At 71.7% G+C, this 26,824-nt stretch carries 21 protein-coding genes and 1 tRNA gene; 2 read left to right on the forward strand and 20 right to left on the reverse strand.

Translation table 11 applies throughout. From position 1 onward, the window contains the following. Window positions 1-273 precede the first annotated feature (273 nt). The 4 genes from OG737_RS10530 to OG737_RS10545 all read right to left on the reverse strand — a co-directional run bounded on the left by OG737_RS10530 (window position 274) and on the right by OG737_RS10545 (window position 4,280). Window positions 274-2,058, reverse strand: coding sequence for a DEAD/DEAH box helicase (locus tag OG737_RS10530; RefSeq protein ID WP_328925942.1), 1,785 nt, complete (start codon window positions 2,056-2,058; stop codon window positions 274-276). Window positions 2,059-2,194: 136 nt separating this feature from the next. Then, window positions 2,195-2,578 carry a type II toxin-antitoxin system death-on-curing family toxin gene (locus OG737_RS10535; RefSeq protein WP_328925943.1) on the reverse strand — a complete coding sequence of 128 codons (384 nt, stop codon included), beginning with the start codon at window positions 2,576-2,578 and terminating at the stop codon, window positions 2,195-2,197. Next, the gene (locus OG737_RS10540) at window positions 2,579-2,776 is read right to left on the reverse strand and encodes an Arc family DNA-binding protein (RefSeq protein WP_215018414.1); all 198 of its coding nucleotides are present in this window, start codon (window positions 2,774-2,776) and stop codon (window positions 2,579-2,581) included. Window positions 2,777-2,819: 43 nt separating this feature from the next. After that, window positions 2,820-4,280: an MFS transporter gene (locus tag OG737_RS10545; protein ID WP_328925944.1), complete on the reverse strand. Its 1,461-nt coding sequence runs from the start codon at window positions 4,278-4,280 to the stop codon at window positions 2,820-2,822. A gap of 171 nt (window positions 4,281-4,451) precedes the next feature. Here OG737_RS10545 and OG737_RS10550 point away from each other — a divergent pair. Further along, a tRNA-Cys gene (locus tag OG737_RS10550) sits at window positions 4,452-4,523 on the forward strand. A 55-nt stretch (window positions 4,524-4,578) separates the two neighbouring features. Here OG737_RS10550 and OG737_RS10555 read toward each other — a convergent pair. The 12 genes from OG737_RS10555 to OG737_RS10610 form a co-directional block, all read right to left on the reverse strand. Continuing rightward, window positions 4,579-5,127: a hypothetical protein gene (locus OG737_RS10555; RefSeq protein WP_405679885.1), complete on the reverse strand. Its 549-nt coding sequence runs from the start codon at window positions 5,125-5,127 to the stop codon at window positions 4,579-4,581. Next, complete coding sequence (locus tag OG737_RS10560; RefSeq protein ID WP_405921455.1) at window positions 5,127-7,442, reverse strand: hypothetical protein; 2,316 nt, start codon at window positions 7,440-7,442, stop codon at window positions 5,127-5,129. Before OG737_RS10560 ends, OG737_RS10555 begins: the two co-directional genes overlap by 1 nt. Window positions 7,443-7,450: 8 nt before the next feature. Beyond that, window positions 7,451-7,873, reverse strand: coding sequence for a hypothetical protein (locus OG737_RS10565; protein ID WP_328925947.1), 423 nt, complete (start codon window positions 7,871-7,873; stop codon window positions 7,451-7,453). Window positions 7,874-7,914: 41 nt separating this feature from the next. After that, the gene (gene mycP, locus OG737_RS10570) at window positions 7,915-9,093 is read right to left on the reverse strand and encodes a type VII secretion-associated serine protease mycosin (RefSeq protein ID WP_405921456.1); all 1,179 of its coding nucleotides are present in this window, start codon (window positions 9,091-9,093) and stop codon (window positions 7,915-7,917) included. Between the two features lie 21 nt (window positions 9,094-9,114). Further along, window positions 9,115-10,533, reverse strand: coding sequence for a hypothetical protein (locus OG737_RS10575; RefSeq protein WP_405921457.1), 1,419 nt, complete (start codon window positions 10,531-10,533; stop codon window positions 9,115-9,117). After that, a complete protein-coding gene (locus tag OG737_RS10580; protein WP_388563962.1) occupies window positions 10,533-11,057 on the reverse strand; it encodes a hypothetical protein in 525 nt (174 codons plus the stop codon). The genes OG737_RS10575 and OG737_RS10580 overlap by 1 nt, the downstream gene beginning before the upstream one ends. A gap of 171 nt (window positions 11,058-11,228) precedes the next feature. Beyond that, window positions 11,229-13,532, reverse strand: a complete 2,304-nt coding sequence (locus OG737_RS10585; RefSeq protein WP_328930281.1) for a xanthine dehydrogenase family protein molybdopterin-binding subunit — start codon at window positions 13,530-13,532, stop codon at window positions 11,229-11,231. A gap of 35 nt (window positions 13,533-13,567) precedes the next feature. After that, on the reverse strand, window positions 13,568-15,598 hold the full coding sequence (locus OG737_RS10590) for a 2Fe-2S iron-sulfur cluster-binding protein (RefSeq protein WP_405921458.1): 2,031 nt from the start codon (window positions 15,596-15,598) through the stop codon (window positions 13,568-13,570). Then, complete coding sequence (locus OG737_RS10595; protein WP_405921459.1) at window positions 15,595-16,485, reverse strand: FAD binding domain-containing protein; 891 nt, start codon at window positions 16,483-16,485, stop codon at window positions 15,595-15,597. Before OG737_RS10595 ends, OG737_RS10590 begins: the two co-directional genes overlap by 4 nt. A gap of 247 nt (window positions 16,486-16,732) precedes the next feature. After that, on the reverse strand, window positions 16,733-18,397 hold the full coding sequence (locus OG737_RS10600) for a beta-N-acetylhexosaminidase (protein ID WP_405921460.1): 1,665 nt from the start codon (window positions 18,395-18,397) through the stop codon (window positions 16,733-16,735). 145 nt (window positions 18,398-18,542) lie between these two features. Continuing rightward, a complete protein-coding gene (locus tag OG737_RS10605; protein WP_328925954.1) occupies window positions 18,543-18,824 on the reverse strand; it encodes a DUF3039 domain-containing protein in 282 nt (93 codons plus the stop codon). A 28-nt stretch (window positions 18,825-18,852) separates the two neighbouring features. Beyond that, on the reverse strand, window positions 18,853-19,413 hold the full coding sequence (locus tag OG737_RS10610) for a YqgE/AlgH family protein (RefSeq protein WP_328925955.1): 561 nt from the start codon (window positions 19,411-19,413) through the stop codon (window positions 18,853-18,855). A 263-nt stretch (window positions 19,414-19,676) separates the two neighbouring features. On the opposite strand from OG737_RS10610, the gene murA reads away from it, so the two are divergent. After that, a complete protein-coding gene (gene murA, locus OG737_RS10615) occupies window positions 19,677-21,023 on the forward strand; it encodes a UDP-N-acetylglucosamine 1-carboxyvinyltransferase (protein WP_328925956.1) in 1,347 nt (448 codons plus the stop codon). A 308-nt stretch (window positions 21,024-21,331) separates the two neighbouring features. On the opposite strand, the gene OG737_RS10620 is transcribed toward murA, so the two are convergent. From OG737_RS10620 to OG737_RS10635, 4 genes are all read right to left on the reverse strand, one after another. Beyond that, on the reverse strand, window positions 21,332-21,613 hold the full coding sequence (locus OG737_RS10620) for an HU family DNA-binding protein (protein WP_007264399.1): 282 nt from the start codon (window positions 21,611-21,613) through the stop codon (window positions 21,332-21,334). Between the two features lie 386 nt (window positions 21,614-21,999). Further along, window positions 22,000-23,403, reverse strand: coding sequence for an NAD-dependent malic enzyme (locus OG737_RS10625; RefSeq protein ID WP_328925957.1), 1,404 nt, complete (start codon window positions 23,401-23,403; stop codon window positions 22,000-22,002). 438 nt (window positions 23,404-23,841) lie between these two features. After that, a complete protein-coding gene (locus tag OG737_RS10630) occupies window positions 23,842-26,148 on the reverse strand; it encodes a UvrD-helicase domain-containing protein (RefSeq protein WP_328925958.1) in 2,307 nt (768 codons plus the stop codon). 93 nt (window positions 26,149-26,241) lie between these two features. Then, window positions 26,242-26,787 (reverse strand): ABATE domain-containing protein, encoded by a 546-nt coding sequence (locus OG737_RS10635; RefSeq protein ID WP_328925959.1) that lies wholly within the window; start codon window positions 26,785-26,787, stop codon window positions 26,242-26,244. Window positions 26,788-26,824: the final 37 nt, after the last annotated feature.

Genomic DNA, 26,824 nt, shown 5'->3' on the forward strand with positions numbered 1-26,824 from the left:
GCACGCCGCCGGTCCCACGGCGGCGCACGGAGAGGCCGCCGGTAGCGGCCATTGCACCGGCTGCGCTCCCGCGGCGGCGCTGCCACGGTGCGTTCGATGCGGGGACATTAGCGAGCAGGTCCGCTCAGCGGAAGGGCTCGTCCAGAATCCGGGCGCACACTACCCCTTTATGCCGTTTCCTGACCGCCCTTGGCGTCGTTTCGTGACCTCGGATCTCCGAGGGGGGGCGTACGAAGCTCCGTACGCCCCCCGGCTCACGCCTGTGGGAACAGATCACCGCATACGGGTGGCCCACTCCTGCACCTTCTTGATCCGCTCGCGCAGCTGGCCCGCCGTCGCCTCCGCGCTCGGCGGCCCGCCGCACACCCGGCGCAGCTCCGTGTGGATGACGCCGTGCGGCTTGCCGCTCTGGTGGACGTACGCGCCCACCATCGTGTTCAGCGACTTGCGCAGCTCCAGCAGTTCCTTGTGCGAGACCACGGGCCGCCGGTCGGCCGGCAGCTCCAGCAGGTCCGCGTCCGCGTCGGGCTTGCGCCGGCTGTGCGCGATCTGCCGCGACTGGCGCTTCTGCAGCAGCATCTGCACCTGGTCCGGCTCCAGCAGCCCGGGGATGCCGAGGTAGTCCTGCTCCTCCTCGCTGCCCGGGTGCGCCTGCATGCCGAATTCGGCGCCGTCGTAGAGGACCCGGTCGAAGACCGCGTCGGACTCCAGCGCCTCGAAGGACATCTGCTCGTCCTCGCCGGTGTCCTCGTCCTCCTGCCGGTTCGCCTCGTCCATCTCCTTCTCGGACTCGGCGTACGGGTCCTCCTCGCCCTGCTTCTTCGGCTTGTCGAGGACGTGGTCGCGCTCGACCTCCATCTCGTTCGCGAAGCCAAGGAGGTAGGGGATGGTCGGAAGGAACACGGACGCGGTCTCGCCACGTCTGCGGGATCGCACGAAGCGCCCGACGGCCTGGGCGAAGAACAGCGGGGTCGAAATGGTCGTGGCGTACACCCCGACGGCCAGTCTGGGCACGTCGACGCCCTCGGACACCATCCGGACCGCGACCATCCAGCGGCTGCCGTCCGCGCTGAACTCGTCGATCCGCTTGGACGCGCCGGTGTCGTCGGAGAGCACCACGGTCGCCTTGCTGCCCGTGATCTCCCTCAGCAGCTTGGCGTACGCGCGCGCCGAGTCCTGGTCGGAGGCGATGACGAGGCCGCCCGCGTCCGGGATGCCCTTCCTGACCTCCGTCAGCCGCTGGTCGGCGGCGCGCAGCACGTTCGGCATCCAGTCGCCGCGCGGGTCCAGGGCCGTACGCCAGGCCTGCGAGATGGCGTCCTTGGTCATCGGCTCGCCGAGCCGGGCGGCGATCTCGTCGCCCGCCTTCGTCCGCCAGCGCATGTTCCCGCTGTAGGAGAGGAAGATGACGGGCCGGACGACTCCGTCGCCGAGCGCGTTCCCGTACCCGTAGGTGTAGTCGGCGGACGACCGCCGGATCCCGTCGTTGCCCTCTTCGTAGGTCACGAAGGGAATGGGGTTGGTGTCGGACCGGAAGGGCGTGCCCGTCAGGGCCAGGCGCCGGGTCGCCGGGTCGAAGGCCTCCAGGCAGGCCTCGCCCCAGGACTTCGAGTCGCCGGCGTGGTGGATCTCGTCGAGGATCACCAGGGTCTTGCGCTGCTCGCAGCGGTTGCGGTGCAGCATGGGCCGCACGCCGACACCCGCGTACGTGACGGCGACGCCGTGGTAGTCCTTGCTGAGCGGCCCGGCGGAGTACTCGGGATCCAGCCGGATGCCTATCCGTGCCGCCGCCTCCGCCCACTGCTTCTTCAGGTGCTCGGTCGGTGCGACCACCGTCACCTGCTGGACGACGTGGTGGTGCAGCAGCCAGGACGCGAGGGTCAGCGCGAAGGTGGTCTTTCCGGCGCCGGGCGTGGCGACCGCGAGGAAGTCCCGCGGCTGGGTCTGGATGTAGCGGTCCAGCGCCCCCTGCTGCCAGGCACGCAGCGCGCTGGCGGTACCCCAGGGGGCACGGCCGGGGAAGGCGGGTGAGAGGTGGTGGGAGGCGGTAGTAGTCACGGTCTCCGGTTCGGGCTCTCGGCGTACTCGCGTACTGGTACGGGCAGTCGTACGTAGGACAACCGGGCCACCTTACCGGGACGGGCCCGCCCCTCGCGGAGGGACAGGCCCGTGACCTCGGCGGGTGCGGCGAGCGTCACATCGCTTCGTGGAGTTCCCGCAATCTCCGCGCGATCTGCGCCACGTCCTCCAGGCTGCCGACGGCCACCTCGATCACCAGCTTGTACGACTCGTCCTGATCGACGTCGACCATTTCGGTCCCGTTGAAGTCGAGGAACACGACCGTGCACATCCACGCCATGCGCTTGTTGCCGTCCACCAGCGGATGGTTCACCGCGAGGGACTGGAGCAGCGCGCCGGCCTTCTCGAACAGGTCCGTGTACGCCTCGACGCCGAACATCTGGGACTGCGGCCGGTGCGCGGCGGAGCTGAGCAGGCCCAGATCGCGCACCGCGACCTGCTGTCCGCCCATGGCAAGCTCCGCCAGGTCAAGGGCTTCCTGGACGGTCAGGTACTTCACTTACTCCCCCAGGCGGCGCAGCAGGTCGGCGTGGCTCTTCGCGTACTTCTCACCCAGCCGGCGGACGGTCTCGCGGTCCGCCTCCTGTTCGAGGTAGCGGTCGATCGCCTGGAGCACGATGGCGTGCATGCTGCGACCCTCCTCCTCGGCACGGAGCTTGAGGGCCTCTTGCTGGTCGTCGCGGAGACGCAGGTTCATCGCCATACCAAAACGGTACCACTCGGATGGGGTCACTGTGGTACTACTTTCCGACCGGGCCGTCCAGCCGGGTCGCCACCCACGCCCCCACCAGCGCCACGCAGGCCATCGGCAGGAACACCACCACGAACGCGGCCGGGTGCGAGGCGGCCGCCCCGTCCGCGGCGACAGTGTGCGCCGCCCCCACCGCGCCCCCGCCCAGCGCGGCGAACGCCGCCCCGCCACCGGCCAGCAGCACCACGTTGGCCAGCGCGTCCGAGATCTGCAGCGCGGCGGAGTTCGCCCCCGCCTCCTCCGGCGCCGACAGCTTCAGCAGCAGCACGCTCGTCGAGCCGATGACGAGCCCCATCCCCAGGCACCCCACGGCCCAGGCCAGAGCCAGCGTCCACACCGGCACCGATTCGATCAGCACGGCCGGCGCGGCCGCGATGGCGACGGCCACCATCACCATCCCGCCGACCATCAGCCGCTCCCGGTACGGAGCCATCCGCCCCTTCGACTGCACCCACGAGCCGCCCGCCCAGGTCAGCCCGCCCAGCGCGAGCGAGAAGCCGGCCAGCGTCGGGCTCAGCCCCCTCTGGGTGACCAGCATCAGCGGCACGAAGCTCTCCGCCGCGATGAACGACCCCGCGGCCACCCCGCGCAGCAGCACCACCGACGGCAGCCCGCGCCGCGCCAGGTAGGTGCCGCGCGGCAGCAGTCCCAGCACGGCGGGCACCAGCAGGGCCACGCCCGCCGCGCCCGGGAGCAGCGACAGCCACCGCAGGTCCTGGGCGGCGTACTGCAGCAGCCCGGCGCCGACGGAGATACCGAGGGCCAGCCGGATCCGGCGCCGGTCGAACGCCACCGGCGGCGCGCCCGGGTCCACCGGCCCCGACGCGGTCCGCCGTATCGCGGGCAGCGCGATGACGAGCGGTACGACGACGAGGGCGGGTATCCCGAGGAAGACCCACCGCCACCCGAGGTGTTCGGTGACCGTGCCGGAGGCGAGCGGGCCGACGATGGAGGGGACCACCCAGCTGGCGGCGAAGGCCGCCATGATCGCGGGGCGCAGCTGCTCCTCGTAGGCGCGGCTGACGACCACGTACAGGGCGACGATGACGAGCCCGCCGCCGAAGCCCTGTATCGCCCGGCCGAGGACGAAGACCCACATGGTGCCGGCGGTTCCGGCGACCACGAGCCCCGTGGCGAACGAGGCGATCCCGACGGTCAGCGGCCGCAGCGGCCCCTGACGGTCGGCCCACTGGCCGGACAGGACCATGCCGAAGAGGCTGGTCGTGAAGTAGGCGGAGAAGGCGAAGGCGTAGAGCCCGATCCCGTCCAGCTCCCGCGCGGCGACGGGCATGGCCGTGCCCACGGCGGTGGCCTCGAAGGCGATCAGGAAGATGACGGAGATGATCCCGATGCTGAGCGTCCGGTACGCGGGTCCGAGGATGCCGGCGCGCGACGGTGGCGGGGGGACGGGTGCGGTCTTCTCGGGCACGCGGGGTTCGAGGGCGCTCATCGCCCCAGAGTAAGAGGCGTCCCCCGGTTTGGTCCCTGTCAATTCGGCGGATCCCGCCTCGGCCGCCGGACCTAGGTCCATGAACGCGGCATGGCAGTCGTGTTGCGGCCGCCGCGCAGCCCTTCCGGGGCCCCGCGGCCCCCCGTACGGTCGTGCACATCACCACCCCACAGCCGTGTGCCCGAGTGGTTGAGGGACTCGCCTGCAAAGCGGGTTACGCGGGTTCGATTCCCGCCACGGCTTCGAGGCGAAGGCCGCTCAGGACTCTCCTGAGCGGCCTTCGCGTCTTGTCCGTATGTCAGGACGGGCAGTTGAGCTGTTTGCGGGTGGAGTCCTGGAAGTCCTTGATCAGCTGGGTGTTGAGCGCCTTGGCCTTGGCGCTGTCCATGGACGCCGGGCCGTTGTCGATCCTCAGCTCCAGTTCGAAGGAATCCGTGGGAGTCCGGCACGTGTACAGGAGCGCAGCTCCGCCGTCCCACACCAGGCCCTTGCGCCCCATGTCGAGCTTGTCCGGGTGCAGCGAGTCGTATCCCTGCCAGAACGCGTCGCTGCCCAGCGGTTTGCGCTGGGCAAACGCGGTCATCACCGTCGCCCCGTCCAGCTGAACGCGGCAGGTGATCTTGTCCAGATCGGCTGCCAAGGAGAATGCGTCCCGTGTGTCCTCCGTGATCTTCTTTCCGCTGCCCAACAGGGGAGCCACGGTCTTGGCGTCGAAGGCCCCCCAGCACAACCTCTCCGGCATCTCGGAAGCTGTGGTGGCCTTCTCCTTCTCGTCCGAACAGCCGGCCACCAGGATGCCGGCGGCCAGCACGGCGGCGACGGCTCGCGTCGACCTCGCCACGATCATCAGGACCCCCCCTTCGAGCTGTCCACCAGGCCGCGGCCGACCGAGTGGGCGACCGAGGACTCCTTGGAGGCCGTACCGGCCAGCGTGTCGATGTCCCTCTGGGACAGGCCCGAGCCGATAGCCGCGTTGCGCACCGCGTTCTCTGCCGCGCTGCTGGTGCTGATATCCGCCTTGGAGTACATGGACGCCACGGCCTTCTCGGTGTCGGCGGTCTTCTCCTTGCCCTTCTCCTTGGCGTCCTCGACGAAGTACTCGGTGACGTCCTCCTGGACCCATTCCACGATGTCACCGGCCACCGGCACCAATTCCAGGTACTTTCCGCCGGCGGCGGTGATGCCGCGGTTAATCCACTTCGCCCCGTCCTCGACGCCCTTCACGTACTCCTCGTTCGTGTGGGCGGTCTCGGCGTGCATGCCCTGCGCGCGGGCCTCCGTCATCATGCCCGCGATCTGGCCACCGGGCTGTACGGCGTTCTCCACCGCTTCTCCCAGCAGGGTGTACTGGCCGTGGTGCTGGACGACGTCGTTGACCAGCACCGCCGTGAACGCCTGGTTGGCGTTGGTGATCGCACCGTAGGCGCCGGGGTCCTGGGCGACCGCCCCGAGAAAGCGGGACACCGTCGCCTCCTCGAACTTGGCCATCGTCCCGTTGGCCTTGATCTGGTCCCCGCCGTTCTCGGCGGCGGCCTGGAGGTCCGGGATGTATTCCGCCGCCATGTTGCCGAGGTGCCCGGCCATGGGGCCCAGACGCGGCTTCTTGTCCTCGTCTTCCGGGTCCTGCGCCACCAGCGACGGGTCGTCGCCGACCTTCTGGACGACGTCTTCCATGATCGCCGCCATTTCCTTGGTGTGCGGAACGGGCTTCGCGTCCTCGTCGCCCGGCACCCGGCCCGAGACGGCCGCCTCGAGCGCGCCGCCGAGCGCCTCCTGGGCCGGCAGCGCGTCGCCGTACGGGTGGCCGGGTGCCTGGTCGAAGGCGTCGGCCCACGACTCCTTGTCCAGCATGTAGTCGACCATGCCCCGGGCCTTGCCGTGCTCTCCGTCCACCACCTTGTCGGCCAGGGTGACGATGCCGTCGCCGTTGCTGTCCTGGCGGACCGGCTCGGTGAAGAAGGCCGTCGCCGCGTCCGGGTTGTGGGACATCGCGTCCATCAGGCCCGTCAGCGGGTAGAAGCCCCGGCTGCCGTCCTTGCCCTGGCTGAGCACCGTCTTCGGGTCGTACGGGGACCCGTGCTCCCAGGCCTTGGGGTTCTCGCGGTCGAACGCGACCATGTCCCGGCCGACCGAGGTCAGGAAGTCCTTGTCGTACTTGCCCTCGTGGAGCAGCGCGCCCAGCGCCTGGTAACCGTAGATCTTGCTGGTCAGATCACCGGTGACCTGCATCTCCTTGCGGCCGGCCTTCATCAGGTCGGTCGTCCACGCCGCATCCAGGTGGTTCGGCGAGTCCTTCTGCGTGGCGAGCCCCAGCATCGCGCCCATGTCGTTCTGGATGTTGCCGACCATCGCCAGGCGGTCCTTGCCCGCATCGCCCAGGGTCGACGCGTCGATGGACAGCTTCGCGTACGCCTCAAGCGTGCCTTCGGGGCCGAGCTTGCGGTAGAAGTCCGTCGAGAAGTCGGCGTCGTTGCGGTTGTCGTCGAGCAGGTCCTCCAGCTCGCGCAGCGCCTCGGGGTTGCGGGCCACGCCGCCCGGCTCCTTGCTGAGTTGCTTCATCAGCTCGGCCGCCCGGTCGGCCTGTTCGCCGTCCAGGGTGGTGTACTTCGGCGCGGTGAAGTCGTGGTCGTCCGAGACGTTGGCGCGCAGTGCGCGGGCGAGTGAGTCGTCGGCGTCCGCGCAGTCCTCGACGAGCCGGTCCACCTTCGCCTGCCAGGCCTTCCGGTTCTCCTCCTGCTTGCGCTTGAACTCGGGGTAGTCCGGGTCGTGCCGGGCCGCGAACTCGGTCTTCGGGTCCATCGGAACGGCGGAGACCTTGCCCGCCGCGTCCACCCGGAACCCGGCGGCCGGGGCCTCCTCGTCGGCCGCCTTCTTCAGGGCGTCCCGGGCCGTCTTGATGGTGGTGTGGCCGTCGCTGAGGAGCTGGTGGACGCCCTTGGCCTCCTTGGCCGCGTCCTCGAACTCCTTGGCCGTCTTGTCGACGAACCCCCGCCCCACGCTGGCGGTGACCCCGCTCCACTCGGCCTTGTCGGCCTTGGCCTTCATCCCGTTGCGCGCCGCTTCGGCCAGCTCGTCCAGCTTGTCGACGAGCGCCTTCCAGTCGGTGACTGCCGTGTGGAGCTTGTCCAGCGGGGCGTTCATCACGTTCTCGTACGTCAGCATGCGGGCGCCTACTTGAGGTATTTGTCGAGCGCGGAAACGGTGAAGTCGGCGTGGAGCTCCTGCTCGTCCTTGGCGTGGGAGTTGAGCGAATAGTTCAGCCCGTTGGAGATGTTGGCACAGGCGGACACGAGGGTCTTCACCTGGCTCTCCCAGGTGGTGTTGACCTTGAGCAGTGCCGCCCCGCTCGCGAAGCTCTCCTTCGTGAGCGCGCCCGCGGCCTCGGCGGTGGCGGTGGCGGCGTGCTTGCCGTCGGTCAGCAGACGGGTGTGCAGCTTGTACGCCTCGGAGCCGATGGCGCCGATGTGGTCCTGGTTGAGATCGAGGTCGCCGCCACCACCGCCACCGGGTTCCACGGGTACGTGGTTGAGCCGCATGGAAGCGTTGGCGGCGGCCGTGGCGCGCGCCGCCGACCATTCCTCGTCGAACGACATCGCGTAGAACTCCCCTGTCAGATCCGGTAGTGGTTCAGCGGTCAGCGGCTGTTACGGCGCACCACGACGGCGGTGACGGCTCCGCCGATCAGCAGGCAGGCTCCCAGACCGAGGCCGATCCAGGGAAGCAGGCTGCCGTCCTTCTTCTCCTCGGCCTGCGGCACCGGCTTCGGCGCCGCCGACTCGGGAGCCTTGCCGTCCGGGGAGGCCGAGGGCTTGTTGGACGCGTCCGCCGCCGCGAGGTCGGGCAGCGGGTAGACGTCCGCCGGGCCGGGGTCGCCGGGGGTGGGCACCGCGATGCGGGGGCGGACGACGCCGTAGCCGACGAAGTCGTTGCGCTGCGAGCCGTCGACGGGCTTTCCGGCGGTGTTCAGGAGGACCCGGAGCACCTGGTTGTTGGTCCAGTCGGGGTGGGCGGACCAGAGGAGGGCTGCGGAGGCGGAGGCGAGGGCGGAGGCGTCACTGGTGCCGTGGGTCGTGCACAGTCCCGTCTTGCCTTTGCAGGCCGTCACGACGTCGATGCCGGGGGCTGACATGTCGATGTACGGCCCCTGCTGCGACTCCTTGGTCGGCTCTCCGTTGGCATCCACCGCTCCAATGCCCACCACTCCGGGGGTCGCGGCCGGGTACTTAACTGTCCTGTTCCCGTCATTGCCAGCACCGGCAAAGATCAGCTTCCCCTTGGAAAGCGCATACTTGACGGCGTCAGCCCGGTCTCGATCATCCTCCGGCTTGCCACCGATCGCCTTGGAAATGTTGATGATCTTCGCGTCCGAATCTGCCGCATAACGAATGGCCGCGACCATCGACGGAGCCTTCGCCGGCTCCAGCATGTCGGGCACCCGGATCGGCAAAATCTTGACACCTGGTGCAAGCCCATAGGCGCCGTCACCACTCGGATGCTTTCCGGTAGCCGCGATAATCGCAGAAACGCTGGTGCCGTGACCGTCGTAGTCGTTGTCTCTGCCGCCCTCGGCAGAACCGACAGGGAACGCCGTGCCGGGGAGGACCTGTCCTTCAAGCTCCGGGATGCGGTCGACGCCCGAATCGATAACCGCAACGGTGATGCCCTTGCCCGTGCTGATCTTCCAGATGTCGTCGGCCTTCATCGCGTCGAGATGCCATTGCTGCGATCGAATCGTTTCCGCGTGGGCCGGGGTCGCGGCGACCCCGGCCAGCAGTAGACCCACCAGGGCCGAGGTCGCCTTACGCATGCGCATCCCGTGCAATGTCCGTTCTGCTCAGTCGATCACCGGCGGAACAACACGACGGTTGCCCTGCCAGGTCTCTTCGTCCTCGGCCAGGTAGTCGGGGCGTTCGCCCGCGTGGTCATCGCGTCGGCTGCCCGGAGTGCGCGCACCGGCGCCGATGCCACCGGCGTTGTTCCGCACGAGGCCCGAGCCGCCCTGGGTGAACGGCGTCGAGCGGCCACCCGTCGCAGGCTGACGCCCGCCGACGATACCTCCCGGCTCCGAGGCCAGCCGACGGCCGGTCGGCGAACCAACCTGGCCTCCGTGCGGACCGCCGAGGCCGCCGTGGCCCATACCGCCGCCCATCATGCCGCGGCCGGCCTGTGTGCCTTCGGTACCGATGACCGTGCCGCGCGGGATGCCCGAGCTGGGGCCGGTGGAAGTCACCGGGCGGCCGCCCATGATCCCGGTGTCCCGCGGGGGCAGACCTGGCATGCCGAGCTTGCCGAGAGGACCGCTCGTGCCCGGAACCGGACCGACAGGCGGGAAGCCGACGGGTCCGATGCCAGGGATCGTCTTCATCCCGCCGACCGGCGGCAGGGGCACAGGCGGGACGAGGGTTACGGGATTGGGACCGCTGGGGCCGGTCGGCAGCGGGCCACCGGGAATAGTCGTCGGGGGCAGGGTCGGGTTCGGAAGCGTGGTGACGGTGTCGAGGTCCACGTCCACGTTGCGGTCCGGAGTCACCGGCACGGACGGCATCGTGACCGTCGGAACGGTGTTGTCCGGCTGCGGCGGAGGGCCGGGCACCCAGCCCGGCTCGTTCGAAGAGCCGCCGCCGGGCGCCGACGATGCATACGAGGAGCCACCTGCGTAGCTCCCCTGTTCTGAACTGCCGCCTGGGCGGGCCCTGTCGGCTTCGCCGTGGACCTTGTCCGGCACAAACACGAGCGGCGGCTCCGGAAACGTCGGGATCACCGCCTTGTCCATCTCCCCCGCCGACAAGCTGTACGACTCGGAGAGCTTCTTCAGCGCGTCCACCGCCCGCGTGTGGTCCCCGCTCAGCTTTGACCAAGCCTCCTGGCCCAGCTTCTGCGCATCCGGCTCATTGTGGTACTGCCGCGCGGTCGCGAGATCTTCCTTGAGCTCGGCCTCTGCCCCGGCGTTGTACGTGGGCATGTGGATCTCGGACATGGTCTGGGCAGCCAAGGTCATCCAATGGCCGCCCGTGGCGCTGTAGTCGGCAAGTACCAGCGTTGCGCTGCCCGCGCGGCTCACCCATTCCTGGAACTTGACGGCTGCTTCACCCTCCCAGCCCTCGACCTTGTGGTCCTTGAGCTTCTGCCCGATCTCTTTGATCGCCTTGGAGGCTTCGGTGAGCTGCGTACCCCGCTGCGCCACCGTCTTGGAGTCGAGCGAAGCGACCATCGCGGCCAGCTGCGCGTGCGAGTAACCCTCGAAATCCGTCATCAGATCACGCCGCCGTTCGTCGCACCGCCGTGAGCGCCCGGGCTGTTCGGCGCGTCGCCCTTCTTCTTCGCGTACGGATCACGTTCCGCGCGGTAGTTCTCGCGGGCTTCCTTGGCAATGGCCAACATGCGCCGCTTGGTGTCGTCGTCCACCTGGCCGAAGTCCTTGCCCGCCGTCAGGATCGCGATGCCCAGGGCCTCGATCTGGTCCGCGAGGCCCTTCGAGAGCTTCTGCAGCTCCGCGTGAACGGTGTTGTACGACTTGAAGAGGGCGTCGGCCTCCGGGAAGCCCGTCCCCAGCACACCCGCCGGCAGCGTGCCGTGGGACAGCTTCCCGTGCTCCGCCGGAGACTCCTCCAGCGACGTCAGGAGGCCGTCCACCAGCTTCTTGTAGTCCTTCAGCGAGTCGTACTCGATCCGCAGTGCAGCCGCCTTCGCCTGCGCGTCCGCCTGCTTCCTGATCGAGTCCGCCAGACCTGCCGAAAGGTCCGTCCCAAACAGACCTGGCCCGTTCTCCGCTGCCACGATGGCCTCCCCGACTCCCCGTCTCCCCGCGGTCGCGGCCTGAGTTGGCGCCGCTCCCCGTCCCCGTTCGCACCCGTTCGCACGCGCGCGTGCACAATCTCACCGATCACTCTAGCGACCGGCACCGACACCCCCAAGTCCGGGGTTGCACGTGCAATGCGGGTCACACGGTCACGAGTTGGGCGCCGCGACCGCCGCCGAGGGGCGGATCGGGAGCCTGTTCACCGGGCGGCCCGTGGCCGACCGGACCGCCGAGGCCACCGCCGCCGGAGTCGTCACCACAGGAATCGCGCTCGCCGCCTTCGCGCCGAAGGGGGCCACCACGTCGCGTTCCTCGACCAGTTTGACGATGCGCACCGCCGGGGCGTCCAGCGACGTCGGCAGGGCGTAGCCCGTCAGGTCGGGGTGGCGGACCAGGCCGGAGACCGTGCGGAGGTTCTCCGTCAGGGCCGCGCCCACGCCCTGGGTCACGCCCGCTTCGATACGGGCCGCCAGCTGACGGGGGTTGAGGATGCGGCCCACGTCCTGGGCCACGGCCAGTTCGACCACGCGCACCGAGCCCAGCTCGATGTCCACGTCCACCACCGCGCGGATCGCGCAGAACGCGAGGCCCACGAACGCGTCGCCCTGGCCGTCCCCGTCCAGGGGTTCCGTCGGGTGGGGGCGGCACTGGGCCGTCGCCCAGAGTTCCTTGCCCTCCATCGCCTCCGTGACCGTCGTGGAGAACGCGCCGTCGTACGACGTGATCCGGCCGTCCGCGATCTGGAGGAGTTCCGTGGACATGCCGAGCTTGTGCGCCATCGGCTGGAGGAGCTGCGTGCGGACCATCTTCGCCGCCCGCTCCACCGCGCCGCCCGACACCCACGTGTGGCGGCCGTGCGCCGACGGGCCGGCCGGAGGCTGGTCGGTGTCGACCGGAGCCGTCGTCACCTCGTCGACGCCCAGGACCTCCTGGACGATCTGACGGGCCAGCGTGGCGAAGCCCTGGCCCGTGTCGACCGCCGCGCAGATGACCGTCGCCACGCCGTTGACCACCTTCACGGTGGCCGTGGCGACCTCGTCGGTGCCCTCCGCGCCCAGCATGTGCACCATGCCGACGCCGTAGCCGACCCCGCGCCGCACCGCGCCCGGCTCACCGGCGCCCTCCGGGCCGCCCGGCAGCAGCCACTCGTCCTCCGGGGTGTCCTTCGGGAGGGACGGCAGCTCGAAGTCGCGGACCGCGCGCAGGAGTTCCGCCACCGGAGCCGGGCAGGTCACCGTCTGGCCCGTGGGGAGCAGGTCGCCGGTCGCCAGGACGTTGCGCATGCGGAGTTCCGCGCCGTCGATGCCGAGCGCGGCGGCCAGCTTGTCCATCTGGCCCTCGTACGCCGCGCACACCTGCATGGCGCCCTCGCCGCGTACGTGGCCCGACGGCGGGTTGTTCGTACGGACCGCCCAGCCCTCGACGAAGGCGTGCGGGACGACGTACGGGCCGCAGGCGAAGGCCACCGCCGCCGCGAGGGATTCCGAGGACGAGTCCGCGTACGCGCCCGCGTCCATCAGGATCTGGGCCTCGACCTTGACCAGCCGGCCCTCCGCGTCCGCGTGGTGGCGGTAGCGCAGCAGGGTCGGGTGCCGGTGGGTGTGGCCGAGGAAGGACTCCTCGCGGGTCGCGGCCAGCTTGACGGGGCAGCCCGTGCGCAGGGCGAGGAGGCCGAGGGGGAGCTGGAACGCCGCGTCCTCGCGGTCGGCCGTCGCGCCCGGGACTCCGGTGACCACGACGCGCACGCGGTCCGGTTCGAGGCCGAAGCAGGCCGCCGCCAGGTCGCGGTCGGTGTGCGGGTCGGTGGAGGCGGTGTACAGCTCGACGCCGCCGTCGGGCCGCGGCACGGCCAGCCCGGCCTCGGCGCCGATGGGCGCGGGGTCTTGGCGGCCGATCCGGTACAGGCCCTCGACGACGACCTCGCCGGTGGCCTCCGGGTCGCCGTAGCGGAGCGGGATGTGCCGGATCAGGTTGCCGTCGGGGTGCAGGGCGGGCGCGCCGAAGGCCTGCTCGGGGTCGGTCACCGGGTCCAGCAGCTCGTACTCGACGGCGATCGCGGCCGCGGCGAGCCGTGCCGTGTCCGGGTGGTCGGCGGCGACGGCGGCGATGGGCTCGCCGTGGTGGCGGACGACGTCGTGCGCGAAGACCGGCCGGTCGGCGATGCGGCGGCCGTGCGTGGTGGCGCCGGGGACGTCGGCGTGGGTGACGACGGCGCGCACGCCGGGCATCTCCGCGGCGGCCGAGGTGTCGATGGAGAGGATCCGGGCGTGGGCGTGCGGGGACCGCAGCACGGCGGCCCACAGGAGGCCCTCGGCCCACAGGTCGGCGGCGTAGGGGAAGGTGCCCTCGGTCTTGGCGCGGGTGTCGGCGGCCGGAACGGAGGCTCCGATTCCGCGCGGTACCTGGTGCTCCGGGGCCTCGGGGGCGGCCGAGGCCGTGACCGTGGCGTTCATGGTCGTCGTCGTGGCCGTCGCCGCGTCCTGCGCGCTCACACCGTGCCTCCGTGGTGGATGCCGCCCTCGCCGGGCTGTGCCTGATGCGGAATGCGCGGCTCAGGGAATCCCTGAGCCGGCACCTGACCGGCGTGCTCGGCAGCCGCCGAAGCCGCCGCCGACGCCGCGGCCGACGCCGTCGCCTCGCGCTCGGCCACGACCTCGCGCACGGCGTCGACGACCCCCGCGTAGCCGGAGCAGCGGCACAGGTTGCCGCACAGCGCCTGACGGGTCTCCAGCTCGCTGGGGGCGTGATTGCCCTCCAGCAGGTCGTGGATGGTCATGGCCATGCCCGGCACGCAGAATCCGCACTGCACCGCACCCGACCTGCACAACGCCTGCTGCACGTCCGAGAGTTCCCCGTTGGTCGCGAGACCCTCGACGGTACGGACCTCACTCCCGGCGGCCGTCGCGGCCGGCACCAGGCAGGAGGCGACGAGCCGGCCGTCGACCTTCACCGCGCAGGCGCCGCATTCGCCCTGCGAGCAGCCGTCCTTGGCGCCGGCCAGGCCGAGGCGCTCGCGCAGCACGTAGAGCAGGGACTCGCCGATCCAGGCTCCGGTGACGGGCCGGTCGGCGCCGTTGACGCGCAGGACGTAGGAAGCCTGCGGGTGCTCGTGATGGGCGACGGCCTCGGCCGCCGCTGCGTCTTCTTCGTACGTCGGCCCCCCGGCCGGGAAACCTTCGGCGGTGTCCTCGGTCGGCGGTGCCACAGCGGTGTCGGCGGTGTCGCCGGTCGGCGTGGGCCCGGTCGGGATCCCGGCCGGTGCCGGGTCGGCTCCGGTGAAGCCGTGCCCGTCCGTGTCGGCCGGCTCCGCGCCGGCCCGCTCCCCCTCGGCCTCGGGCCCCGCCTCGGGCCCAGGCCCTGCCTCGGCCTCAACCTCGGCCTCGGCCTCGGGTGCCGCCTGCGGCTCGTGCCCGAATGCCGCGAAGCCCCGCCCATCACTGCCGACGGGCTCAGCGGCCTGCTCGAACGGCACGTGCTCGGCTGCCACGTGCTCGGACGCCGCAGGCTCGAACGGCACGGGCTCGGGCACCACGTGCTCGGACGCGACAGGCTCGAACGGCGCGGGCTCGGACGCCACGGGTTCCGCGGCCGCCGCGGCCCGCGATCCGCCGAAGAGGTCCAGGCCGTCCGCGGCCGCCGGCCGCTCCGCCGCCTCGGCCACCGGGTGCGGCCGCTCCCCCTCGACCGGCATCGCCGCCGCACCGTGCGTGGCCTCGATGTCGTGCGGGGCCGGGCGCACCGGCTCGCCCGCCTCCGGGAGCGGGGTGCCCACACCGGGGCCGCCCAGCACGCGCGGCCCGCGCGGCGGGGCGCCGACCCCGGGCCCGCCGAGCAGCCGCCCGGCGGCCGCCGTGCCAGCGGCCGCCGCGGCCGAAGCAGCGGCCGCCTCGTCCGTACCCGGCAAGGTCCCCTGGTCCTGCTGCAGCGCCGCGAAGTCGGGGTGGTTCGCCCACGGGGCCGGGGCCCCGCCCGGCAGCGTCGCAGGAGCCTGGCTCCAGTCGGCGTCCAGCGCGCTCTGCCGGAAGTCGGCGGGCTGCCCGGCGGAGTCCGCCACGGCCCACTGCCCGGTCGCCGCGTCCTCGTCCGGGAAGCGCCACTCCGCCGTCGCCCCCGGATCGGGCTCCGGCTCCGGCTCCGCGAACGCCGCGGCCACCGACGCCGGGATCGGGATCGACGCCGGGATCGGCCCGCCGACCGGCGCCGGGGCGTGGGCCTGGGCGGGCGCCGAAGCCGGATCCGAGGTCCCGGCCTCCGGCCACTGCACCGGAATCGTCCACGTACCCGTGGCAGCCGGATCCGTGGTGGCCGAGCCCAGCGGCACGATCATCGGCGGCGGCACGTACCCGTGCCCGGGCGCGGCGAGGGGCTCCCCCGTGCCGAGCGCGTCCAGCATGTCCTGTGGCAGCTTGACGAAGGCCGTCGCGTCGGAGTCGTACTCGCCGCCCTGCGGGACCGGTTCCCAGCCCCAGCCCGCCGTACCGTTCCCCTGGGTCACGTTCTCGTTCTCGTTCTCGCTCATGAGGTCAGTGCCCTCCCGAGGGCCCTGCGCGCCAGCACGGCCACCGTCCGCCGCAGATGCAGTACACCGGGGGCCACCGGTTCGCCCTGGTCGGGCACGCAGGCGGCCGCGACGTACTCGCCGAAGGCATCCAGTGCCTCGGGGGCCAGGGTCCGCTCCCCGTCCCAGTCGATCAACGAGGCCACCCACTGTTCGGCCTCCAGCGGCCGAAGCGGCATCGGGGCCACCGCGCCGATCGCGCAGCGCACACCCCGGCGCGCGGGGTCCAGTACGAGCCCCACGGACGCCACCGCGCGCCCCGGCCCGGTACGCCCCGTCGCCTTGAGGAACACCTGGGGCGCGTGCAGCAGCGGCACCCGGACGAAGCCGATCAGGTCGCCGGGGCTCAGCATCTCGCGGCCGGCCAGCAGGTGGGACACGGGGATCTCGCGCGACCCGTCCGGGCCGACGATGACGAGTACGGCCTCCAGCGCGGCCAGCACGGGCAGGGCGTCACCCGTGGGCGCGGCGCTGGCGATGTTCCCGCCGAGGGTGCCCGCGTTGCGGATCTGCGGGGGACCGGCGGCGCGCGCGGCGGCCGCCAGCGCGGGGATCAGAGCGGCGAAATCCGGCCGCCCCATCCGCGCGTGGGTCAGCCCGGCGCCGAGCAGCGCGTGCCCGTCCTGGTACTGCCAGCCGCGGATCTCGTTGATCCGCCCGAGGCCCACCAGCGCGGCGGGTCGCAGCAGTCCGGCGTTGACGGCGGCCATGAGGTCGGTGCCGCCGGCCACGGGCACGGCGGCGGGCATGGCGGTGAGCGCCGCCACGGCCTCGTCGAGCGAGGTCGGCAGCGTCACGGACTGCGCCAACTGCGGCCCCTGAACTGAATGCGGTGCGTGCGTGGTCAACCCAGCTGCCCCTTCCCGATGTCCCGGTCACGGCGCTCACGCCTGTCCGCCGTACGGTACGTCCTCACCGCCGGGACGTGGCAACTCTGGCACATCTTCCCGGCCGCCCCGCGCGAGGGTCGGTCCGGCGCCCCACGGCCGCCCCGCTGCCGAATTCCCTCTCCCGGGCGTGGTCCGGGCCTCCGCCCTCAACTGCCTGTTTTTCCCCGTATCACCAGAAATCCAGCCAGAGTTCCCGTTCTCGTTGTCACACGTTCGGGGGCGCTCCCTCGATCGGCCGCCCGACCACCCCTGGACGCCGCTGCCACGGCAGCGGGCCGCCCGGCGGCCGGTAGCCGACCCCCAGCGCGTCCAGCCGCGCGTAGTGAGCCGCCTCCATCCGGGCCTCGAACCGGGCGAAGTCCCGCTCCCGCGGCTCCGCCAGCCGCGACCACACCACCTCCGCGAAGGCCGCGAGCCGCGGGAACACCTGGTAGTCGACGCGGCCCTGGTCCTCCATCACCTCGGTCCACACGTTGGCCTGCGCGCCGAGCACGTGCGCGGCCGCCTCCGCCGACAACTGCGACGGAACCGGCTCAAACCGGTACACGTCCTCCAGCGAGCGCACGTACGCGATGGGCACAGGCTCCTCGGCGCCGCCCGCCTGACGGTAGTCCAGGTAGACGTGCTGCTCCGGGCACATCACCACGTCGTGCCCGGCCTCGGCGGCGGCGATCCCGCCCTCGTACCCCCGCCACGAGGAGACGGCCGCCCCGGGCGCGAGCCCGCCCTCCAGGATCTCGTCCCACCCGATCAGCCGCCGCCCGCGCTCGGCGAGCCAGGTGTCGAAGTGGCGGATGAACCAGGACTGCAGCCCGTCCTCCCCGTCCACGCCCAGCTCCCGGATGCGCTCCTGGGCGGCCGCGGAAGCCTTCCACTGCGCCTTGGGGCACTCGTCGCCGCCCACGTGGACGAAGGGCGAGACCTCGGCGGGGAACAGCTCCAGCAGTTCCTCGAAGACCCCCTCGTAGAACCGCAGCACGGCCTCGGTTGGCGCGAGCACGTTCTCGCTGATCCCCCAGTCGTCCCAGACCTCCGGCGCCCGGGTGCCGGCCACGTCCGTGTTGCCCAGCTCCGGGTACGCGGCGATCGCGGCCTGCGAGTGCCCCGGTACGTCGATCTCGGGGACCACCCGGACGTGCCGCTCGGCGGCGTACGCGACGATCTCGCGGATGTCGTCCTGCGTGTAGTAGCCGCCGTGCGGGGTCTCGTTCCACAGCGGGGAGGCCCGATGGCCCCGCCGGCTGCGCGCCCGCCACGCGCCGACGCCGGTCAGCCGCGGGTGACGCTTGATCTCGACCCGCCAGCCCTGGTCGTCCGTCAGGTGCAGGTGCAGCACGTTCAGCTTGTGCGCGGCGAGCAGGTCGATGTACCGCAGCACCCCGTCCTTGGGCGTGAAGTGCCGGGCGACGTCGAGCATCATCCCGCGCCACCCGAACCGGGGACCATCCTCGATCCCGGCGTACGGCAGGCTCCACGCACGCCCGGGCAGCGGGGCCTTGCGGTACGCGTCCGGAGCCAGCAGCTGACGCAGCGTCTGGGCGGCCCAGAACAGTCCGGCCCCGCTCGCGCCGACCAGCAGCGCCCCCGCGGCGTCGACGGTGATCCCGTACGACTCGAGCCCCGCGCCCGCCCCGTCCGGCGCCCCGACCCCCGCCCCCTGCTCCGGGTCGACGCGCAGCCGGATGTCCGCGGCCCGGCCGGGCCCGGCGGACGGCAGGCTCCAGCCGGTGGCCGCGCCGAGCTCGCGGCGCAGCCAGCGGGCGACACCCTCGCCACCCGGCCCGGCTTCGAGCGTCGGCTCGGGCCCGAACTCGAAGCGGAGCCCGTCCCCGTGGAAGACGGCGGCCCGGGGTGCGGGAATCAGGTCCATGCGTCAGCCCTTCGCAGCAGTCTGTTGCGCCCTGCGCAACGCCCGTTCCGCAGAGTGCTCGTCGCGCCGACCCTAGTACGACGAAGGCCCCCTGGACACGCCGGTGCGTACCCAGGGGGCCTTCGTACTGCCGCGGAGGGCGGGACTACTTGTCCTTGCCCTTGTCCTTGTCCCCGCCGGGGCCCATGGACTCGTAGATCTCCTTGCACATGGGGCAGACCGGGTACTTCTTCGGGTCCCGGCCCGGTACCCAGACCTTGCCGCAGAGCGCGACGACGGGGGTCCCGTCGAGGGCGCTCGCCATGATCTTGTCCTTCTGGACGTAGTGGGCGAAGCGCTCGTGGTCGCCGTCACCGTGGGACACCTGCGGCGTCGGCTCTACGAGGGTCCCCGTGCCAGTCCCGCGCTCGGGCTCAAGAGTGCTCATGCCACCAGGGTACCGATCCCCGTGCGCGTCAGTTCAGCGACGGGTCGTCCGGATAGGTGGCAACCATCGCGAGTTCGTTGCGCTGGCGGCGCAGCACCGCCCGCCAGAGCCGCTCCGGGTCCGGGAAGGACACGTCACCGGGCTCCGACTCCACCACGTACCAGGCTCCGTCGCCCAGCTCGTCCTCCAGCTGGCCCGGGCCCCAGCCCGAGTAGCCGGCGAAGATGCGCAGGGATCCCAGCGCCGCGGCCAGCAGTTCCGGCGGCGCCTCCAGGTCGACCAGGCCGATCGCCCCGTGCACCCGGCGCCAGCCGAGGGGACCCTCCTCGCCCGGGATGACCGCGATGCCCAGGGCCGAGTCCAGCGCGACGGGCCCGCCCTGGAAGACCACGCCCGGATCGCCCGCCAGGGGCGCCCACGGCAACAGGACGTCACCGACGCCCACCGGGGTCGGCCGGTTGAGGACAACACCGAGCGAGCCCTGCTCGTCGTGGTCGAGCAGCAGCACCACCGCGCGGTCGAAGTTCGGGTCCGCGAGGGCGGGGGTGGCCACGAGCAGCCGCCCTGTGAGGGAGGACACCTGGGTCATGCCGCCATGATCCCCCACATTCGCCATCCGCGGGGAGCGCGCGGGGGGATCGGATCTCACGCAGCTCAGGGCGCACGGCAGCAGGAGGGAGGGCGCGCGGGCGGAGCGACCGGAATGCGACACTCCGCCATGAGGTGGATACGGAGGGTGTTGTACGGAATTGATGACAGTCCTATGGCCGCGTCAGCCATGCGAATAAAGGGGTGATGACCCTTACTCTTTTCTCTGGTCCCCTGCCCACCCCACTCCGGAACGCGAGATTCATGACCGGCACAGTCAGTGACGATGTACTGCTTGTCCACGGCGGTACCCCGCTTGAGGGCGAGATCCGTGTCCGCGGTGCGAAGAACCTCGTGCCCAAGGCCATGGTCGCCGCTCTGCTCGGCAGCGAACCCAGTCGGCTGCGCAACGTTCCCGACATCCGTGACGTCCGGGTCGTGCGCGGTCTGCTCCAGCTGCACGGGGTGACGGTCCGTCCCGGCGAGGAGCCGGGCGAGCTGGTGCTCGACCCCACCCACGTCGAGAGCGCGAACGTCGCCGACATCGACGCCCACGCGGGCTCGTCGCGCATCCCGATCCTGTTCTGCGGCCCCCTGCTGCACCGCCTCGGCCACGCCTTCATCCCGGGCCTGGGCGGCTGCGACATCGGCGGCCGGCCGATCGACTTCCACTTCGACGTGCTCCGCCAGTTCGGCGCGACCATCGAGAAGCGCGAGGGCGGCCAGTACCTGGAGGCCCCGCAGCGCCTCCGCGGCTGCAAGATCCGCCTCCCGTACCCGTCGGTCGGCTCGACCGAGCAGGTGCTGCTGACGGCCGTCCTGGCCGAGGGCGTCACCGAGCTCAGCAACGCCGCAGTGGAGCCGGAGATCGAGGACCTCATCTGCGTACTGCAGAAGATGGGCGCGATCATCTCCGTCGACACCGACCGGACCATCCGGATCACGGGCGTCGACCGCCTCGGCGGCTACAACCACAAGGCGCTCCCGGACCGCCTGGAGGCCGCCTCCTGGGCTTCCGCGGCCCTGGCGACCGGCGGCAACATCTACGTGCGCGGCGCCCAGCAGCGCTCGATGATGACCTTCCTGAACACCTTCCGCCGGGTCGGCGGGGCGTTCGAGATCGACGACGAGGGCATCCGCTTCTGGCACCCCGGCGGCCCTCTGAACGCCATCGCGCTGGAGACGGACGTGCACCCCGGCTTCCAGACCGACTGGCAGCAGCCGCTCGTGGTGGCCCTGACGCAGGCCTCCGGCCTGTCGATCGTGCACGAGACGGTCTACGAGTCCCGGCTCGGATTCACCTCGGCGCTCAACCAGATGGGTGCTCACATCCAGCTGTACCGCGAGTGCCTGGGCGGCTCGGCCTGCCGCTTCGGCCAGCGCAACTTCCTGCACTCGGCGGTCGTCTCCGGCCCCACCAGGCTGCAGGGCGCCGACCTGGTCATCCCCGACCTGCGCGGCGGATTCTCGTACCTGATCGCGGCGCTGGCGGCCGAGGGCACCTCGCGGGTCCACGGCATCGACCTCATCAACCGCGGCTACGAGAACTTCATGGAGAAGCTCGTCGAGCTCGGCGCGAAGGTCGAACTGCCGGGCGGCGACCTCGTCTGAGCCGTAACCGGCCGTCAGAAAGCCCCCCGGGCCCCGCAAGGGCCCCGGGGGGCTTTCTCGTGGCCCCGGGGGCTCACGGCGGCGCACGGGCGGCGCACAGCGTCCCCGGGCGGCCCGGACGGGCCCGACAGCGGCCCAGGACAGGCCGGAGGACGGACCGGGACAGGCCGAAGGGCGGCCACCCCGTCCGGGGTGGCCGCCCTTCGCCGTTCCACGCTTCTACGCGTCTGCGCTGCCGTCCACGTGACCGGCGCGCGTACTACTCACCGTTCCAAAGGCCTTCGCGGCCTTCGGCGCCGGGGGCAGGACTACTTGCCCTTGGCGGCTTCCTTGAGCTTGGAGCCCGCGGAGACCTTCACGCTGTAGCCGGCCGGGATCTGGATGGGGTCGCCGGTCTGCGGGTTGCGCGCGGTGCGAGCGGCACGGTGGGTGCGCTCGAAGGTCAGGAAGCCGGGGATGGTGACCTTCTCGTCGCCCTTGGCGACAATCTCGCCAACGGTCTCGGCGAGCGCGGCCAGAACGGCGTCGGCGTCCTTGCGGGTCACCTCGGCGCGCTCGGACAGAGCGGCCACCAGCTCACTGCGGTTCATGTTGTACTCCCGTGTTCAACTTGCCTTAGAGGCGTGAGATCGAAGCCGATGCTGCCAGGGCCCTTGGACAGTCCCCGGACCCGGGTCTGAACGTCAGACCCTCTCGCCCGGTTACGCATCCTGCCCCCACCAGCGGCGGGAAAGCCAATCCGGCACCCGCCGGGGTCACACGAAAAGCGCCACAGTCACGCCCCGGTGACCCTCCGTCCACGTCCTCGCTCAGACTCTGCTGCGGACCGCGGACCTCGCGGGCATCCCCGCAACCCTAGAGGCGGCCCGGCGGGCCTGCATCCCGCGACGCGCCGGGATCAGACGTCCGTGAGGGCGGTCACAGCGCTGCCGGAGCGCCCCCACGGTGGCGGCCGCGTCGGCGGCCGCGCCGGCCGTCACACCGCCGAGGCCGCCTTGCGGACGGCACCCGCGACCGCACCCGCGACCTTGTCGTTGAACACCGACGGGATGATGTAGTTCGCGTTCAGCTCGTCCTCGCCGACGACGTCCGCCAGGGCGGTCGCGGCGGCCAGCATCATGTCGGTGTTCACCGTCCGCGACTGCGCGTCCAGCAGGCCGCGGAAGACGCCGGGGAAGACCAGCACGTTGTTGATCTGGTTCGGGAAGTCGGAGCGACCCGTGGCGACCACGGCGGCCGTCTGGCGGGCGACAGCCGGGTCCACCTCGGGGTCCGGGTTCGCGAGCGCGAACACGATCGCGCCCTCCGCCATCGCGGCCACGTCCTCGCCGGACAGCACGTTCGGGGCCGAGACGCCGATGAAGACGTCGGCGCCGACCACGGCCTCCTTCAGAGTGCCCGTGTAGCCCTCGGGGTTGGTGTTGTCGGCGATCCAGCGCAGCGGGGAGTCGGGGGCCGCGTCGACGAGGTCGGGGCGGCCCGCGTGCACGACACCGTGGATGTCCGCGCTGACGGCGTTCTTGACGCCGGCCGCGAGGAGCAGCTTGAGGATGGCCGTACCGGCCGCGCCGGCGCCCGACATGACCACCTTTACGTCCCCAACTGCCTTGCCCACGACGCGAAGTGCGTTGGTGAGTGCGGCGAGCACGACGATCGCCGTGCCGTGCTGGTCGTCGTGGAAGACGGGGATGTCGAGGGCCTCGCGCAGCCGCGCCTCGATCTCGAAGCAGCGCGGCGCGGAGATGTCCTCCAGGTTGATGCCCGCGAAGCCGGGGGCGATGGCCTTGACGATCTCGACGATGGCGTCGGAGTCCTGGGTGTCGAGGCAGATCGGCCACGCGTCGATGCCGGCGAAGCGCTTGAAGAGGGCCGCCTTGCCCTCCATGACGGGCAGCGCGGCCATCGGGCCGATGTTGCCCAGGCCCAGCACGGCGGAGCCGTCCGTCACGACTGCGACGGAGTTTCGCTTGATGGTGAGGCGGCGCGCGTCCTCGGGGTTCTCGGCGATGGCCATGCACACGCGGGCCACGCCCGGGGTGTAGATCATCGACAGGTCGTCACGGTTGCGGATGGGGTGCTTGGACGCCATCTCGATCTTGCCGCCGAGGTGCATGAGGAAGGTTCGGTCGGAGACCTTGCCGAGGCTGACGCCCTCGATGCCGCGCAGCTTCTCGACGATCTCGTCCGCGTGCGCGGTGGAGGTCGCGGCGATGGTGACGTCGATCCGGAGCTTCTCGTGGCCGGAGGCGGTCACGTCGAGGCCGGTGACCGAGCCGCCGGAGGACTCCACGGCGGTGGTGAGCTGGGAGACCGCGGTTCCGCTCGCGGGCACTTCCAGACGGACCGTCATCGAATACGAGACGCTGGGCGCCGTTGCCATGGCCGTGTTCCTCTTCTGTCCCTGGTTTTCGCTGTACACACAGGGCCCGGCACACCGCAGGTGTGGCAGGACCTGTTGTCCGATCGTCCCACCTACCCGCCGGTACAAGGTAACCAGCTACAAATTTCGGAAGAACACTTCCACCATACGAGATACCTGAGGGCTGTGGAATGGTGGGTCCATACAAAACAGGTCCGCGCCCCCCACGGAGTGGAGGGCGCGGACCTGGTGATGCACACGTTTAAGACACCGACCCGCCATGCTCGCCTCGCGGCAAGTGGTCGCTCTAAGCGACGAAGGTTGGGCCCGGGGGCTTGGATCGAGTCGGTGCCTTCACCAGGCTAACAAAGGATCGCCGGATACGGTCCCCCTGCAGACGGCTGGTTCTGCGCACCACGCTCCTGGCCGCGGACCATACGGCCGTACGGCCCCGGAGCCCTATGGAAGCAGCAGTTCCGGCACCCCGTCCGCGCCGGGCCTGTCCCGCTCGCCAGAGACCACCGTGAGCTGCTGCGTGGCGCGCGTCAGCGCGACATACAGCACCCGCAGGCCCGCCGGGGACTCGTCCGCGATCTCCGCCGGGGAGACGACCACCGTGGCGTCGTACTCCAGGCCCTTGGCCTCCAGGCTGCCGAGCGCCACCGCCCGCGCCCCGAGGTCGGCGAGCCACCCCGCCGCCTCCGCGCGCCGGTCCATGGCCACGACCACGCCGACGGTGCCGTCCACCTGCTCCAGCAGCCTGCGGGTCTCCTCCCGTACCGAAGCGCCCAGATCGTCCCCGGCGGCCGTGAAACGGGGCTCCAGGCCCGTGGAACGCACGGCCGACGGCGGTTCCATGCCGGGCATCGCCAGGCGCAGCACCCGGGAGGCGACCTCGGCGACCTCGGCCGGGTTGCGGTAGTTCACGGTCAGCGTGAACCGTCGGCGCGGCCGGGTCCCCAGGGCCTCGTCGCGGGCCGCGGCCGCCTCCTCCGGATCGGTCCACGAGGACTGCGCGGGGTCGCCGACCACCGTCCAGGTGCCCATCCGGCCCCGGCGGCCCACCATCCGCCACTGCATCGGCGTCAGGTCCTGGGCCTCGTCCACGATGACGTGCGCGTACTCGGTGCGCTCCGCCGCGAGCCGCTCGGCCCGCTCCCACTGGGTCTCCTCGCGGGTCGGCATCAGCTCCTCCAGCCCGCTGAGCTGGTCCAGCGGGTCCATCTCCCGCCTGCGCCTGGGCCGCGCGGGCGCGCCGAGCAGCTGCTGGAGCTCGTCCAGCAGCGCCACGTCGTGCACGGAGAGCGGGCCCTTGCCGTCCGGGCCCACCCGGCGCAGCGAGCGGGCCAGCTGGCGGGTCTCGCGCGGGTTCAGGTCCCGGCGCGACCAGCGGCCGAGCTTGCGCTCGTCCGCCATGGCGGCGAGCACCCCCCGCGGGGTCAGCTCCGGCCACCAGGCGTTCAGGAAATCGATGAAGGCGTCCTCGGTGGAGATGTCCTCGTCGAAGGCGGAGCGCAGCTCGGCCGCCAGCTCCGGGTCGCTGTGCCGGCCGGCCCCGCCGGACTTCGCGTACAGCGCGTCCAGCAGCAGCTTGCGGGCGCGGGGGCGCAGCAGGTTGACGGGGGCGGTGCCGCCGAGCACGTTCTGCCGGATCCGGTTCAGCTCGTCGGCCTCCAGCTCCTGGCGGCGGCCGAAGGCCACCACGCGCAGCCGGTCCGGAGCGTCACCGAGCTCCAGTGCGCCCCGTACGGCCTTGCGCAGCACCTTCAGCATCCGCGAGGAGCCCTTGATCCGGGCCACGGCCGGATCGTCGTACGTGGTCGCCTCGGCGCCGTCGACCAGCGAGCCGAGCGCCCGGATGGCGACCTGGCCCTCCTCGCCGAGGGAGGGCAGCACGCCCTCGGTGTACGCGACGAGCAGCGGTGTCGGCGAGACGATCAGGATGCCGCCGGAGTAGCGGCGCCGGTCCTGGTAGAGCAGGTACGCGGCGCGGTGCAGGGCGACCGCGGTCTTGCCGGTGCCGGGCCCGCCCGCGACCTCGGCGACCGAGGCGGCGGGGGCCCGGATGACCAGGTCCTGCTCGGCCTGGATGGAGGAGACGATGTCCCGCATGGAGTGCGTACGGGCCCGCCCGAGCGCGGCCATCAGGGCGCCGTCGCCGAGCGCGGGGAGCTCCTGGCCGTCGAGGAAGGCGGTGACCTCGGGGCGCATCAGGTCGTCCTCGACGCCGAGCACCTTGCGTCCCTTGGAGCGGATGACGCGGCGGCGCACGACGCGGCCGGGGTCCTTGGGCGTGGAGCGGTAGAACGGCGCGGCGGCCGGCGCGCGCCAGTCGATGACCAGCGGCGCGTAGTCGGAGTCCAGGACTCCGATGCGGCCGATGTGCAGCGTCTCGGCGATGTCGGCCGTGAGGTCCCCGCGGATCGCGTCGTCGGCCGGCTCGACCGAGGTGTAGGCGCCGTCCGGCCCCTTCTCCCCGTCCTTCCCCAGCACCAGGTCGATGCGGCCGAAGAGGAAGTCCTCGAACTCGTTGTTGAGCCGGTTCAGGTGGATGCCCGCCCGGAAGACCTGCGCGTCGCGCTCGGCGAGGGCCCCGGGGGTGCCCACCTGACCGCGTTTGGCGGCGTCGTTCATCAGGAACTCGGCCTCGTGGATCTTCTCCTCGAGGCGTCGGTACACCTGGTCGAGATGCGTCTGCTCGACCGCGATCTCCCGATCGCGGACGGAATCCGCCGTGCTGTCGACAGCGGCATTCTGCGCGGCCACCAAAGCCCCCTTCTGACGTGCATGGGCGACCGTCAACCGTACGCGAATCGGCACCCTGTCCGCACGCCCGTTCCGGAACCGGCGGGGCGGGAGCTACACAGACCCCGCTGCCAGGGCCCGGCGGCGGTGCCGGGCGACGCGCTCCCGGTTGCCGCACACCTCGCTGGAGCACCAGCGACGCCGGTGCCCGCGGGAAGTGTCCAGGTAGACCCTGGTGCAGCCGTCACCTTCGCAGGCCCGCAGCAGTGCCAGGTCGCCGGGGTCGGTCAGCAGCTCGACGGCGTCCCGGGCGACGGCCGCGAGCAGCGCCCCGCATTCCACGCCGCCGCACAGCTCCCGTACGAGGTGGCCTTCCTGGTCCCGTACGGCACACAGGCCCGGGGGTGGTCCGGCGGCCAGCGCGTTGACCCGGGCGAGCGCCTGTTCGTCGGGGCCGGTCCCGTCCAGCTCCGCCCGTACGAGGGTCTCCACATCGCCGCGCAGGTCCCGGAAGGCGGCGGCCCAGTCGGGGCCCACCCGCGCGAGCGGCGTCCGGTCGGGCACCAGCCCGGCCCCGGCGAGCCACTGCCGCAGCTCGTCGCCGTCCCGGATCTCCTCGGCCACCAGGTCCAGGCAGACCCGCCCGGCGTCGAACCGCATGCCCGTCACCGCCTCGCGTCTCGGGGGCGCCCCACCA

Origin of the sequence: Streptomyces sp. NBC_00122 (assembly GCF_045160845.1) — a bacterium.
GTDB lineage: Bacteria > Actinomycetota > Actinomycetes > Streptomycetales > Streptomycetaceae > Streptomyces.